This window comes from Rhodobacter sp. P1_C2 (assembly GCF_056406375.1).
In genome coordinates this window covers 1-12,476 of the sequence record NZ_JBFUAG010000005.1, presented here as the reverse complement: position 1 = coordinate 12,476, position 12,476 = coordinate 1, and the positions used below count along the sequence as shown (strand labels likewise).

The 12,476-nt window shown below is 66.4% G+C and carries 14 protein-coding genes; 7 read left to right on the top strand and 7 right to left on the bottom strand.

The genetic code is table 11. The features are described 5' to 3' along the window. Position 1 precedes the first annotated feature (1 nt). Positions 2 to 1,654, bottom strand: coding sequence for an electron transfer flavoprotein-ubiquinone oxidoreductase (locus AC1DZT_RS09160; protein ID WP_478006317.1), 1,653 nt, complete (start codon positions 1,652 to 1,654; stop codon positions 2 to 4). Positions 1,655 to 1,900: 246 nt separating this feature from the next. Here AC1DZT_RS09160 and greA point away from each other — a divergent pair, with 246 nt between their 5' ends. Together greA and AC1DZT_RS09150 are read left to right on the top strand one after the other, a co-directional pair. After that, positions 1,901 to 2,371, top strand: coding sequence for a transcription elongation factor GreA (gene greA, locus AC1DZT_RS09155; protein WP_478006316.1), 471 nt, complete (start codon positions 1,901 to 1,903; stop codon positions 2,369 to 2,371). Between the two features lie 20 nt (positions 2,372 to 2,391). After that, positions 2,392 to 3,384 carry a hypothetical protein gene (locus AC1DZT_RS09150; RefSeq protein ID WP_478006315.1) on the top strand — a complete coding sequence of 331 codons (993 nt, stop codon included), beginning with the start codon at positions 2,392 to 2,394 and terminating at the stop codon, positions 3,382 to 3,384. A 91-nt stretch (positions 3,385 to 3,475) separates the two neighbouring features. On the opposite strand, the gene AC1DZT_RS09145 is transcribed toward AC1DZT_RS09150, so the two are convergent. After that, positions 3,476 to 4,474, bottom strand: coding sequence for a polyprenyl synthetase family protein (locus AC1DZT_RS09145; protein ID WP_478006644.1), 999 nt, complete (start codon positions 4,472 to 4,474; stop codon positions 3,476 to 3,478). Between the two features lie 60 nt (positions 4,475 to 4,534). Between AC1DZT_RS09145 and AC1DZT_RS09140 the strand changes: the two genes are divergently transcribed. From AC1DZT_RS09140 to AC1DZT_RS09130, 3 genes are all read left to right on the top strand, one after another. Further along, entirely contained in the window at positions 4,535 to 4,759 is a 225-nt protein-coding gene (locus AC1DZT_RS09140) for a putative signal transducing protein (protein ID WP_478006314.1), read from the top strand. Further along, entirely contained in the window at positions 4,756 to 5,508 is a 753-nt protein-coding gene (locus tag AC1DZT_RS09135) for a tRNA1(Val) (adenine(37)-N6)-methyltransferase (RefSeq protein ID WP_478006313.1), read from the top strand. Before AC1DZT_RS09140 ends, AC1DZT_RS09135 begins: the two co-directional genes overlap by 4 nt. Before the next feature lie 100 nt (positions 5,509 to 5,608). Next, positions 5,609 to 5,773: a DUF465 domain-containing protein gene (locus AC1DZT_RS09130; protein WP_478006312.1), complete on the top strand. Its 165-nt coding sequence runs from the start codon at positions 5,609 to 5,611 to the stop codon at positions 5,771 to 5,773. On the opposite strand, the gene yddG is transcribed toward AC1DZT_RS09130, so the two are convergent. The 5 genes from yddG to AC1DZT_RS09105 all read right to left on the bottom strand — a co-directional run bounded on the left by yddG (position 5,754) and on the right by AC1DZT_RS09105 (position 11,022). Continuing rightward, the gene (yddG, locus tag AC1DZT_RS09125; RefSeq protein ID WP_478006311.1) at positions 5,754 to 6,635 is read right to left on the bottom strand and encodes an aromatic amino acid exporter YddG; all 882 of its coding nucleotides are present in this window, start codon (positions 6,633 to 6,635) and stop codon (positions 5,754 to 5,756) included. The genes AC1DZT_RS09130 and yddG overlap by 20 nt on opposite strands. Beyond that, positions 6,632 to 7,807, bottom strand: a complete 1,176-nt coding sequence (locus AC1DZT_RS09120; RefSeq protein ID WP_478006310.1) for a sugar-transfer associated ATP-grasp domain-containing protein — start codon at positions 7,805 to 7,807, stop codon at positions 6,632 to 6,634. The genes yddG and AC1DZT_RS09120 overlap by 4 nt, the downstream gene beginning before the upstream one ends. A gap of 141 nt (positions 7,808 to 7,948) precedes the next feature. Next, positions 7,949 to 8,674, bottom strand: coding sequence for an acetoacetyl-CoA reductase (phbB, locus tag AC1DZT_RS09115; protein WP_478006309.1), 726 nt, complete (start codon positions 8,672 to 8,674; stop codon positions 7,949 to 7,951). Between the two features lie 109 nt (positions 8,675 to 8,783). Next, positions 8,784 to 9,959: an acetyl-CoA C-acetyltransferase gene (locus AC1DZT_RS09110; RefSeq protein ID WP_478006308.1), complete on the bottom strand. Its 1,176-nt coding sequence runs from the start codon at positions 9,957 to 9,959 to the stop codon at positions 8,784 to 8,786. Between the two features lie 220 nt (positions 9,960 to 10,179). Continuing rightward, complete coding sequence (locus AC1DZT_RS09105) at positions 10,180 to 11,022, bottom strand: EAL domain-containing protein (protein WP_478006307.1); 843 nt, start codon at positions 11,020 to 11,022, stop codon at positions 10,180 to 10,182. A gap of 124 nt (positions 11,023 to 11,146) precedes the next feature. Here AC1DZT_RS09105 and AC1DZT_RS09100 point away from each other — a divergent pair, with 124 nt between their 5' ends. Next, positions 11,147 to 11,734 (top strand): DNA-3-methyladenine glycosylase I, encoded by a 588-nt coding sequence (locus AC1DZT_RS09100; RefSeq protein WP_478006306.1) that lies wholly within the window; start codon positions 11,147 to 11,149, stop codon positions 11,732 to 11,734. 145 nt (positions 11,735 to 11,879) lie between these two features. After that, positions 11,880 to 12,407 carry a DUF2087 domain-containing protein gene (locus AC1DZT_RS09095; RefSeq protein WP_478006305.1) on the top strand — a complete coding sequence of 176 codons (528 nt, stop codon included), beginning with the start codon at positions 11,880 to 11,882 and terminating at the stop codon, positions 12,405 to 12,407. Positions 12,408 to 12,476 lie beyond the last annotated feature (69 nt).

Here is a 12,476-nt window from a genome sequence, read left to right as displayed (position 1 = left end):
CTCACATGTTGGGATAGTTCGGCCCGCCGCCGCCCTGCGGCGTGGTCCAGGTGATGTTCTGGCTCGGGTCCTTGATGTCGCAGGTCTTGCAATGGACGCAGTTCTGGAAGTTGATCTGGAAGCGCGGGTCCTTGCCGGCTTCCGAGATCACCTCGTAAACCCCCGCCGGGCAATAGCGCTGCGCCGGCTCGTCATATTCCGGCAGGTTGACCTTGATCGGGATCGAGGGGTCGCGCAGCTTCAGATGCGCCGGCTGGTCCGGGTCGTGGTTGGTGGCCGAGAAGGAGATATTGGTCAGCCGGTCGAAGGACAGCACGCCATCGGGCTTGGGATAGTCGATCGGCTTGAACTTGATCGCCTTGCCGGTCGCCGCCGCATCGGTCTTGCGATGCCGCAGGGTGCCGAAGGCGGTCAGGCCGAAGGTGTTCAGCCACATGTCCAGCCCGCCGCCCAGAAGCGAGGCCACCAGCCCGTAATTCGACCACAGGGGCTTGACGTTGCGGACCTTCTTCAGGTCCGCCCCGATCGCGCCGCCGCGCACCTCGGTCTCATAGGCCGCAAGCTCATCCCCCCGGCGCCCGGCCTTGATGGCATCGTAAGCCGCCTCTGCCGCCGCCTTGCCCGAGAGCATCGCATTGTGGTTGCCCTTGATCCGCGGCACGTTGACCAGACCCGCGGTGCAGCCCAGAAGCGCCACGCCCGGCGCCACCATCTTCGGGATCGACTGCCAGCCGCCTTCGGAGATGGCGCGGGCGCCATAAGCCACCCGCTTGCCGCCCTTCAGAAGCTCGGCCACCATCGGGTGATGCTTGAAGCGCTGGAACTCCATATAGGGGTAAAGATAGGGGTTCTCGTAGTTGAGGTGGACGACGAAGCCGACATAGACCTGATTGTTTTCAAGGTGATAGATGAAGCTGCCGCCGCCCGCGTTCTTGCCCAAGGGCCAGCCCATCGTATGGGTGACGCGGCCTTCGTGGTGCTTCTTGGGATCGATCTCCCAGATTTCCTTCATGCCAAGGCCGAACTTCTGCGGGCTCTTGCCCTTCGACAGGTCATATTTCGCAATGACCTCCTTGGCGAGCGAACCGCGCACGCCCTCCGACAGGAAGACGTATTTGCCCGCCAGAACCATGCCCGGTTCATAAGACGGCCCCGGCGTGCCGTCGGCGTTCTTTCCGAACTCGCCCGCCACCACACCGCGCACTTCGCCGTTTGCGCCGTAGACCAGCTCGGAACAGGACATGCCCGGGAAGATCTCGACGCCCAGCCCCTCGGCCACCGTCGCCATCCAGCGGCAGACATTGGCCATCGAGACGATGTAATTGCCGTGGTTGTTCATCAGCGGCGGCATCGGCCAGTTCGGAATCCGCATATGGCCCGCCGGCCCGAGGATGAAGAAATTGTCCTCCTTCACCTCGGTCTTGATCGGTGCGCCCATCGTGCGCCACTCCGGCAAGAGGGCGTTCAGGCCCGCCGGGTCCAAGACCGCGCCCGACAGGATATGCGCGCCGACTTCCGAGCCCTTCTCCAGCACCACCACCGACAGATCGGGGTCCAGCTGCTTCAGGCGGATCGCCGCCGACAGGCCAGAGGGGCCTGCGCCCACGATGACCACGTCATATTCCATCTCTTCGCGCACGATGTCCTGTGCCATGATCATCTCCTGCAAAAGCGTCAAAGTGTCCTTGCCCGAAGGCGTTCCACCCGTCAACGCCGCAGCGCAACGAATGCCTGAAACCTTGCAGCGCAGCCGCAAGATTCTGTCCCCTGTGCGACAATGCCCCGCTTATTCGCGGCCAGCCCCCTTGCAATCTGGGCGAGATCGGGCTTTCTAGACAGCTTATGCAAGGTCATGGTCCGGGAAAAGGGCCGTGACCTTGTTCTTTGAATGAGTGGGCCGATGGAAAAAATTCCGATGACGCGCGCAGGGTTCACCCTGCTGGACGACGAGCTGAAGCAACTGAAGTCGGTGGAACGCCCCGCCGTGATCCGCGCCATCGCGGAGGCGCGCGAACATGGCGACCTGTCGGAAAACGCCGAATACCACGCCGCGCGCGAGAAGCAGAGCTTCATCGAGGGCCGGGTCAAGGAGCTTGAGGCCGTGCTGAGCCGGGCCGAGGTCATAGATCCGTCGAAATTCTCCGGTTCGGTCAAGTTCGGCGCCACGGTCATCGTCTCGGACGACGATTCGGGCGAGGAGAAGACCTTCCAGATCGTCGGCGAGGTCGAGGCCGATCTGGAACGCGGCCTTCTGAACATCCGCTCGCCGCTGGCGCGGGCGCTGATCGGCAAGGACGAAGGCGATTCCGTCGAGGTCAAGACCCCCGGCGGCCAGAAGAGCTATGAAATCGTGAGCGTCCGCTTCGTCTGAGCGGACGATACGGGGCAAGAATGCCGAATACTGCACCAGAGATTCCCGACCTGACGCGCCTGCCCCTGGGTGCGGCGCGGCCTGATGCCCTCGATTGGGCTGGCGGGGCCTTCAGCCTGTTCTGGCTCTTGGCGGTCGGGATCTATGTCTGGTCCGGCCTCAGCGGCGCGGGCTTCGTCGGCATCCTGATGACGCTTCTGGTGGTGATGCTGCCGCTTGGCCTCTGCTGGTTCGCGGTGGGCTCCCTGCGGGCGATCCGCGCCCTGCGGGCCGAGGCCGCGCGCCTGCAATCGGCGGCCGACCAGATGCGCGTCTCCTATGCCGCGACCCAGCAGCAGATCGCCGTCGCCCGCACCACGCCGCGCCCCGAAGAGGCGCCCGACCGGCAAGGCAGCGCCGGCGCCTTCGCCTCGCGCCGCAACAGCGCCCTGACCCAGGCCTCGGCCGACCGGCGCAGTGTGATGGCCGCCCCCCGCCCCGCCGCCCCGGGCGAGGAGCAGCCCGGCCTCGCCCTCGGCACGCCCCTGGAGGTGGAGGCCGCGCCGCTGACCATGGCCGATTTCCTGCGCGCCCTGCATTTCCCGGAAAGCCCCGACGATACCGAAGGCTTCCGCGCCCTGCGCATGGCCCTGGCCGACCGCACCACGGCCAAGCTGATCCGCGCCGCGCAGGATGTGCTGACCCTCCTCGCGCAAGAGGGCATCTACATGGACGACCTCGCCCCCGACCGCGCCCGCCCTGAGCTTTGGCGCCAATTCGCCGCCGGCGAGCGTGGCCGTACCATCGCAGGCCTCGGCGGGGTGCGCGACCGCTCCTGCCTCGCCCTCACCGCGGCGAGGATGCGCGAGGACACGGTTTTCCGCGACGCCGCCCACCACTTCCTGCGCAGCTTCGACAAGGCCCTCGCCGCGATCGAGGCCCGGGCCAGCGACATGGAACTGAGCATGCTCTCCGACACCCGCACGGCGCGGGCCTTCATGCTGTTCGGGCGGGTGACCGGGACTTTTGACTGAGGCCTTGGCCTGCGGCATCGGCCGCCGGGGGTTTCACACCCCCGGACCCCCGTGGAGTACTTGCACAGAGGGCAAAGGGGGCGCGGTTTTTCTATTTTATCCGGCTGACCACATAATCGGCGAGGTCTGACAGGACCCCGCGCAGCGGATGGTCGGGCAGCGTGGTCAGCGCGGCGCGGGCCTTGGCGGCCCAGTCCAGCGCCTCGGCGCGGGCGGCGTCGAGCGCGCCGCTTTGGGCCAGCAGCGTCAGGGCATGGTCAAGGTCGCCGTCGCGCTGGTCGCCCTTCTCGATCACCCGGGTCCAGAAGGCGCGCTCTTCGGCGTTGGCCTTGGCCACGGCCTTGATCACCGGCAGCGTCACCTTGCGCTCGCGGAAATCGTCGCCGGTGTTCTTGCCGATCTGTGCCGAGGAGCCGCCGTAATCCAGCATGTCATCGGCGATCTGGAAGGCGATGCCGAGCGCGTCGCCATAGTCGAACAGCGCCTTGACGTGATCCTCCGGCGCGCCGGCGATCACGCCGCCAACCTCGGTCGCCGCGGCAAAAAGCGCGGCGGTCTTGCCGCGCACCACCTGCAGATAGATGCTCTCGTCGGTCGCAAGGTCCTGCGCTGCGGTCAGCTGCAAGACCTCACCCTCGGCAATCGTGGCCGAGGCATTGGCGAGGATGTCCATCACCCGGAAGGTGCCGGTTTCCACCATCAGCTGAAAGCTGCGGGCGAAAAGGTAATCACCGACCAGAACCGAGGATTTGTTGTCCCACAAGAGGTTCGCCGTCGGCCGCCCGCGCCGTTGCGTGCTTTCATCCACCACATCGTCATGCAGAAGCGTGGCGGTGTGGATGAACTCCACCGTGGCGGCCAGCTTGATGTGGTTGTCGCCCTCATAGCCGCAGATCCGGGCGGCGGCGAGGGTCAGCATCGGGCGCAGCCGCTTGCCGCCGGCCTCGACCAGATGGGCAGTGACCTCAGGGATGCGGGGCGCGTGACGCGAGGCCATCCGGTCGCGGATCAGAAGGTTGACCGCCGCCATATCGGCGGCCAAAGCCTCGGCCAGCGCATCCTGCGGCTTCAGATCGACACCCTTGTTCATCGCGTTCATCGCTTTCCCTATCATCTCGACACGGGCCCCGGCACACCGTAAATCTGGCCCATGCGCCTGCTTTTACGCACCAATGACCCGACCCTGATCGCCTTTGCCCAAGCCCTGCTTGCGGGCGAGGGTATAACGGCCTTTGAAATGGACGTCCACATGAGCATCCTGGAAGGCTCGGGCTTTCTGCTGCCGCGCCGCTTGATGGTGGCGGACCGCGATCACTTTGTGGCGCGCAGCGTCTTGCGCGACAACGATTTTCCCGCCGACAGCCTGCCCGCATGACGCTTGATCTGACGCATGACGCCTTCCTCTGCGGGCGCCTGCACCTCTGGCAGCCGCGGAAGGGTTACCGGGCCGCCACCGATGCCGTCCTTCTGGCCGCCGCCTGCCCTGCCGTGGCGGGGCAGCGGGTGCTGGACCTTGGCTGCGGCGTGGGCGCGGCCTCGCTGTGCCTCGCCGCCCGCGTGCCCGGCCTGCAGCACTGGGGGCTGGAACTGCAGGAAGATTACGCCGCCCTCGCCCGCCGCAACGCCGCCGAGAACGGCGTGGCTCTGGAGGTGGTGACCGGCGATCTGACCGCCATGCCCGCCGCGCTGAAGCTTGGCTTCGACCATGTCATCGCCAACCCGCCCTGGTATCCACGCGGCGGCTCGCCCTCGCCAGTCGCCGGGCGCGACACGGCCTTGCGTGCGGAACTTCCCCTGGGGGAATGGGTGACCGCGGCGGCGCGGCGGCTGGAGCCGGGCGGCTGGCTGACCATGATCCTCGGCGCCGATGGCCTGCCCGAGGTTCTGGGCGCCTTGGGCACCAGGATGGGCTCGGCCGCCGTCCTGCCCTTGGCCGCGCGCGAGGGGCGGCCGGCGCTGCGGGTGATTCTGCGGGCGAAGAAGGGCGGACGGGCGGCTTTCCGGCTGCTCGCCCCCCTCGTCATCCACCACGGCCCCGCCCATGACGGCGACCGCGAGAATTACACGCATAGGGCGAATGACATTCTGCGCAATGGGGCGGCGGTTTCCGCCGAGTTTAACTGATTTATCGGCAAGGAAGCCCCGCCTCACGTGAAGATTTCGTGACAGACTCGAAAAATCGTGCTGCACTGGGATTCTTAGAAACAGACATAGGAGGTTCCCCATGAGCGTTGCTTCACATGTGACTGAGCTGAAGCGCAAACACGAACACCTCTCGATCGCGGTCGAAGCGGCCCAGCGCCGTCCCGCGGTGAACGATCTGGAAATCGCCGAATTGAAGAAGCAGAAGCTGAAGCTGAAGGAGGAAATCAGCCGGCTGACGCAGTAACCTCCTTACCGCCGGCGCGGGCAGCGAGGGCTGCCCCGCCGGTTATCGCCAGGGCCGAAAGGCCCAGAACCGGGCTGAGGGCCGCATGGCCCGTAGCGACAAGAACCAGCGTGGACAGAAGCGGTGCTGCGTAAGACAGCGTGCCAAGCATCTGAATATCCCCGCGTTTCATCCCGACATCCCAGGTGAAGAAGGCCAGCCCGACCGGGCCGAGGCCCAGCGCCGCGATCGAAAGCCAGCCCGCGGTGGCAGCGGGCCAGACCGTCTCTTCCAGCGCCAGATGGGTGACCGCCGACAAGAGCGCCGTCATCAGGCAGAACACCGTCACCGCCTCGGTCGGAACCTCGCCCATCAGCCGCGACAGGACCGAATAGCCCGCCCAGGTCAGCGCGCAGAGGAAGGCCAGGCCAAAGCCCAGCGCCGCCCCCGGCCCCATGCCCTGCCCGCCCGCCAGCACGATCCCCGCCGCCCCGGCAAAGGCCAGACCCGCCCCCGCCAGATGCAGGGGACGCAGCCTTTCGCCGGGCAGCAGGCCCGAGCAGATCACGATGAACAAGGGCCAGAGATAGGCGATCAACCCGGTCTGCGCATAGGGCGCGATCCGGAAGGCCGAGAAATACAAGAGGTGGTAGCCAAACAACCCTAGCGTGCCAAAGGCATAGACTTTCCAGCTGACCTGGCGCAGCACGCCGAAGCCGCGCCCGAAACCCATCCAGAGCAGGCCGATCGCCCCGCCCAGCGCAAAGCAGATCGCGTTCAGCTGCAAGGGCGGCACCGGCGCCGTGCCGATGGTCAGGAAGGCCAGCAGCGCCCACATCAGCACCGCCGTGAACCCGATCAGCGTGGCACTGCCGCGCGTCATGCCTTGGCCCCGGCAAACAGCCCCAGCCGCGCCTTCAGGGCCGCCTCAGCCTCCTCCAGCTTTGCCTTGCGGGCGGGCGAGAGAAAGCCCTCGTCGATGGTGCGCTGATAAAGCGTGTGCAGCGGGTTGGTGTTGATCTCGGTCACCACCGGGCCGCGCGGCGTGATCGCCACATCCCAGCCCAGCAGCCCATGGCCGGGGAAGCCCCGGTGCCCCTCGACACAGGTCGCCACCACCCGCGCCCAATCCGGCAGGCCGAAGCCCACGAGGTCCGCCTCGGGATCGACGAGGGATTTGGTCACCTGATGCCCGGTCAGATGGTCGCCATATTGCGCGCGGCGGATGACGCCGGTGGCAGGGTCGACCTCGGCCAGGATATTGGTGCCCGACACCACGCCATCGGTCATCGCCCCCAAGGCCGGGATCCGCCACAGGACATAGAAGGGCGCCGGCCCCTCCTTCAGCCAGAGCGTCACAAAGCGCAGCGCGGCCAGCGCCGGCCCGGCGCGGCGCGCCATCTCGGGCGTGTTATGCAACAGCTCCTGGATGATCCAGCCGCGCGGGAAGGCTGCGGCGATCTCGCGCGCAAGCTTGCCGGCATCGACCGCGCGGCCATCGCCCAGCACCACGCTGCCCGGCGCCTGCCCCAAAGCCATCACCGAAATCGCCCCCAGGGCGCGCGATCCGTTCACCGGCTTGCCGAAGAAAGGCAGATGCGCCGGCGTCAGGAGATAGTCGGTCAGCGCCTCCACCGTCGTCAGGCGCGGCAGGCCCGGCCCGTAGGACACAAGCGGGCTGTAGATCGCCCGCGCCTCGGGCGTCGGAAGGCCCATGCCCTGCAGCACGAAGGCGGTGAACTGCTTGTCCACCGTCAGCAAAGCCATGCGGTCGGCGTCCGAACTGGTCAGCCGCTCGTTCACCCCGCTGACCCCGGCCAGCGAGACATAGGTGGCCTTCGCCTCCGGCGTCAGCTCCTTGCGCCACAGCCCATAGCCCAGATATTCCAGCGGCAGCATCTTGGTCTTGCCGCGCGCCGCCCGCATGATCTCGATCCCGAGCCCCATCGAGCCGCGCCCGGATTTCTGGCACGCGATGCGCAGCTTGGCCGGGTCAAGGTCAAGCCCCTCGTTCACCGCCGTCGCGAGGATGGGAGTGTCACCTGCTGCCGTCATGATACCTGCCCGTTTTATCTGGTTGTTTCGCACGTTATCCGCGCAAAACCCGCATCGCGCAACGATGATCCGCAAGGGGCGTCAGATGCAAAACGCCCGCAACCGAAGCTGCGGGCGTTGAAAGCTGCGCGGTGCTACGGCTCAGACGAAGAACTGCCCGCCATTGGCCGAGATGGTCGAGCCGGTGATGAAGCCCGCGTCATCCGAGGCGAGGAAGACCACGATCCGCGCGATCTCTTCCGGCTCGCCCAGACGGCCGACCGGGATCTGCGGGATGATCCGCTCTTTCAGCACCTTCTCGTCGATCGCCTTCACCATGTCGGTGCCGATATAACCGGGGCAGATCGCATTGACCGTGATCCCGGCCCGCGCGCCTTCCTGCGCCAAGGCCTTGGTGAAGCCAAGGTCGCCCGACTTCGCGGCCGAGTAGTTGACCTGACCCGCCTGCCCCTTCTGCCCGTTGATCGACGAGATGTTGATCACCCGGCCGAACTTGCGGTCGCGCATCCCGTTCCAGACCGGATGGGTCATGTTGAACAGGCCCGAAAGGTTGGTGTCGATCACCTCTTTCCAGGACTGCGGCGTCATCTTGTGGAACATCGCGTCCCGGGTGATCCCGGCATTGTTGACCAGAACCGCGATGGGGCCCAATTCGGCCTCGACCTGCGCGATCCCGGCGCTGCAGGCGTCGTAATCGGCCACCGACCATTTATAGGTCTTGATGCCGGTCTGGGCGGTAAAGGCTGCTGCGGCCTCATCATTTCCGGCATAGTTCGCCGCAACCGTATAGCCGGCCGCCTGCAACGCCATCGAGATCGCCGCGCCGATCCCGCGCGAGCCCCCCGTCACCAAAGCCACTTTCGACATTCCGTCCTCCCTAGACTTTCCTTAGAGACCTGTTAGCGAAAATAGAAGTGCCGCGCAAGATTATTGCGCGGCACCATGCTCATGCGGCAATTTTACGCAAGCGCAGCAATCAGGCACGCTCGATGCACATGGCGACACCCATGCCACCGCCGATGCACAGCGTGGCGAGGCCCTTCTTGGCGTCGCGGCGGCCCATCTCGTGGATCAGGGTGTTGAGGATGCGCGCGCCCGAAGCGCCGATCGGGTGGCCGATCGCGATCGCCCCGCCGTTGACGTTCACGATCGCCGGGTCCCAGCCCATGTCCTTGTTGACCGCGCAGGCCTGGGCGGCAAAGGCCTCGTTCGCCTCGACCAGGTCGAGGTCGGCGGCATTCCAGCCCGCCTTGGTCAGCGCCTTGCGGCTGGCATAGATCGGCCCGACGCCCATGATCGAGGGGTCAAGCCCGGCGGTCGCATAGGAGGCGATCCGCGCCAGAACCTTCAGCCCGCGCTTGGCCGCCTCTTCTTCCGACATCAGCAGGACGGCAGCTGCGCCGTCGTTCAGGCCCGAGGCATTGGCGGCGGTGACCGTGCCGTCCTTGGTGAAGGCCGGGCGCAGCTTCTGCATCGATTCCAGCGTGGCGCCGTGGCGGATGTATTCGTCCGAATCCACCGTCACATCGCCCTTGCGGGTCTTGATGACGAAGGGGATGATCTCATCCTTGAACTTGCCGGCCTTCTGGGCGGCCTCGGCCTTGTTCTGGCTGGCCAGCGCGAAAAGGTCCTGCATCTCGCGGCTGATCTGCCACTGGTTGGCCACGTTTTCCGCCGTCTGGCCCATGTGATAGCCGTTGAAAGCGTCCCAGAGCCCGTCCTTGATCATGCTGTCGACAAAGGCGATGTCGCCCATCTTGGTGCCGGCGCGCATATGGGCGACATGGGGGCTCAGGCTCATGCTTTCCTGACCGCCGGCCACCACGACATCGGCATCGCCGAGCTGCACATGCATCGCCCCCAGCGCCACCGCCCGCAGACCCGAACCGCAGACCTGGTTGAGGCTCCAGGCGCTGGCTTCCTTGGCCAGACCGGCCTTGATCGCGGCCTGACGGGCCGGGTTCTGGCCCTGACCCGCGGTCAGCACCTGACCGAGGATGGTCTCGCTGACCTCGGCCTTGTCGATGCCGGCGCGGGCGACAACGGCCTCGATCACGGCAGCGCCCAGGTCATGCGCCGGCGTCGCGGCAAAAGCGCCGTTGAAGCTGCCCACAGCGGTCCGCGCCGCCGAAACGATCACGACATTGGTCATTTTCCTCGCCCTTTCAGATGCCCTCACGGCGCAGAACACCCGCACCGCTCTTGGGTTTGGCCTAGACGGGAAAGGTCGAAAAAGCAACTTCGGAAGCGCGCTCACGCCCGATCAAATTGCCGCAGCCCCGGTTCTGTCGCCTGCCGATGGTGCAAAATGCGGCCGCCGCGGGCACAGCGCCAGGCCGCCCGCCCGGGCCGTCCTCCTGGCCCCGGCCCGCTCAGGCCGAGCGTGCCTGCGCCGCCTGTGGCGCCCAGGGCGGCTGCACGGTCGGCGCGCCGAAAAGATAGCCCTGCAGGCAATCCACCCCCAATTTGCGCAGGCAATCCGCCTCTTCCCGGCTTTCCACGCTTTCGGCCACGGTGAACATGTCGAAGTTCTTGCCGATGCCCAGCAGCGCCTTGACCAGCGACAGGTTGTCGGGATTGCGCTGGATCTTGCGGATGAACTGGCCGTCGATCTTCAGGATGTCGAAGGAGAAATCGCGGAAATGCCGGATCGCCAGCGGACCCGCGCCGAAATCATCCATCGCGAAGGCCACGCCATGGCGCTGCATCTCGTCCATGAAGGCGATGACCAGTTCCGGCACCATCATGGCCGAGTTTTCGGTGATCTCCAGAATCAGACGTTCACCAACGGTCGGACCGCCTTCCAGCCCGGCATTGAGGATGCGCATCCAGTGCGGATAGCCGATCGAGCGCGCCGACATGTTGATCGACAGCCGCAGTTCGGGATGCTGGACCAGCGCCTTCAGCCCCATCTCCAGCGCGGCACAGTCGATCTCGCGCCCCAACTCGTGCCCCTCGATCGCCGCGATGAAATCGCCGGCGGGAATGACCCTTCCATTGGCCTCCATCACCCGGATCAGGCCTTCGTGGAAGGCCACCCGCTTGGGGTCGCGCGCCAGCACCACGGGCTGATAGGCCAGCGCAAGCCGCCGCGCGCGGATCGCCTCCTGCACCAGGTGCATCGTATCCTGATCGGCCTGCGAAATCGCCACGCCCAGCGGGCTGGCGAGGCCGACCCGCGCCTCGATCCTTGGTTTGCCATAATCCGGCTGCATCACAATTCCCCTGACCCCAAATCCGGCGGGGATGCCGCCCCACCGGTGACAAATCTGCCCGCAAAGGGTAAAGCCCGGGTGAACTTTGGCATTTGCGCCAAATGCGACGTTCTTGGAGGCCGAGATGACCGAACGCTGTCCCTGGTGCGGCACCGACCCGCTCTACTGCGCCTATCACGACGAGGAATGGGGCGTGCCGGAATGGGACGCGCGGGCTTTGTGGGAAAAGCTGATCCTCGACGGGTTCCAGGCCGGTCTCAGCTGGATCACGATCCTGAAAAAGCGCGACAATTTCCGCGAAGCCTTCGCCGGCTTCAACCCCGAGGCCATCGCAAGCTGGGGCGAGCCTCAGGTGCTCGCCACCCTGGCCAATCCCGGCATCATCCGCCACCGCGGCAAGATCGAGGCCACGGTGAAGAACGCCCGCGCCTTTCTCGCCCTGCAGGAGAAGGGCGATTTCTCCGCCCTGCTCTGGAATTACGTCGATGGCACCCCGCGGCAGAACCGCCCCGCCACCGGCCGCGACATCCCGGCCGAGACGGCAGAATCGCAGGCCATGTCGAAGATGCTGAAGAAGGCCGGTTTCACCTTCGTCGGCCCGACCATCGTCTATGCCTTCATGCAGGCCTGCGGTCTGGTCAATGACCACCTCGTCACCTGCGAGGCCCAGGCCCGCGTCGCAGCCCTTGCCAGCCGGCCCGCCCAGGGCTAGCCTTGGGCATGGGTCCGCAGTTCACCCAGGCGTCACCGGTCCGACAGGACAGCTAAACCTGCCCGCAAGGCCAAGGCTCCCCTCCCCTGGCCCGCCCGCCAAGCCGGTGACCCGCGAGACGACAGGGCCTGACCCCGAGGATGCCATGACCCGCACCACCATTGCCCTGCCCATCGCAGACCTGTCGGGCTTTGCCCGCCACCTTGCCGCAGAACTGCCTGAACCGCCCGGCCATCTGAGCCTGCTGAACATGCTCTCCCGCGCCTCGGGCTTTCGCAATTTCCAGCATCTGCGCGCAAGCCAGAAGGCCGGCGACAGCCTCGCCCGACCGGCCGGCCCACCGCCCGACCTGACCCGCGTCCAGGCCGCGCTGCGCCACTTTGACGCCTCCGGCCAGATGACCAGCTGGCCCGCCCGCACCGCCATCCAGCACCTCTGCCTCTGGGCCCTCTGGTCCCGCCTCCCGCGCGAGACGATGACCGAAGGTCAGATCAGCCAGAACCTGACCCGGATGCACCGCTTCGGCGATCCCGCGATCCTGCGCCGCACCCTTTGCGAACTTCACCTCGTCTCGCGCAGCCTCGGCAGCACGGAATACCTTCGGATCGAACGCCCCCCGACCCCCGAGGCCCGCGCCCTGATCCGGTCCCTGCACCCCCGCCTCACCCCCTGACCCTTTCACACTGGCTGAAATATCCCGCAGGGGTTCCAAGGGGAGGTCGCACCTCCCCTTGGGCAGGGG

Coding starts and splice junctions, on each gene's coding strand:
- greA (WP_478006316.1), top strand. CDS start 1,901: ATGGAAAAAATTCCGATGACGCGCGCAGGGTTCACCCTGCTGGACGAC.
- AC1DZT_RS09095 (WP_478006305.1), top strand. CDS start 11,880: ATGACCCGCACCACCATTGCCCTGCCCATCGCAGACCTGTCGGGCTTT.
- AC1DZT_RS09140 (WP_478006314.1), top strand. CDS start 4,535: ATGCGCCTGCTTTTACGCACCAATGACCCGACCCTGATCGCCTTTGCC.
- AC1DZT_RS09150 (WP_478006315.1), top strand. CDS start 2,392: ATGCCGAATACTGCACCAGAGATTCCCGACCTGACGCGCCTGCCCCTG.
- AC1DZT_RS09110 (WP_478006308.1), bottom strand. CDS start 9,959: ATGACCAATGTCGTGATCGTTTCGGCGGCGCGGACCGCTGTGGGCAGC.
- phbB (WP_478006309.1), bottom strand. CDS start 8,674: ATGTCGAAAGTGGCTTTGGTGACGGGGGGCTCGCGCGGGATCGGCGCG.
- AC1DZT_RS09105 (WP_478006307.1), bottom strand. CDS start 11,022: ATGCAGCCGGATTATGGCAAACCAAGGATCGAGGCGCGGGTCGGCCTC.
- AC1DZT_RS09100 (WP_478006306.1), top strand. CDS start 11,147: ATGACCGAACGCTGTCCCTGGTGCGGCACCGACCCGCTCTACTGCGCC.
- AC1DZT_RS09135 (WP_478006313.1), top strand. CDS start 4,756: ATGACGCTTGATCTGACGCATGACGCCTTCCTCTGCGGGCGCCTGCAC.
- yddG (WP_478006311.1), bottom strand. CDS start 6,635: ATGACGCGCGGCAGTGCCACGCTGATCGGGTTCACGGCGGTGCTGATG.
- AC1DZT_RS09130 (WP_478006312.1), top strand. CDS start 5,609: ATGAGCGTTGCTTCACATGTGACTGAGCTGAAGCGCAAACACGAACAC.
- AC1DZT_RS09120 (WP_478006310.1), bottom strand. CDS start 7,807: ATGACGGCAGCAGGTGACACTCCCATCCTCGCGACGGCGGTGAACGAG.
- AC1DZT_RS09145 (WP_478006644.1), bottom strand. CDS start 4,474: ATGAACAAGGGTGTCGATCTGAAGCCGCAGGATGCGCTGGCCGAGGCT.
- AC1DZT_RS09160 (WP_478006317.1), bottom strand. CDS start 1,654: ATGGCACAGGACATCGTGCGCGAAGAGATGGAATATGACGTGGTCATC.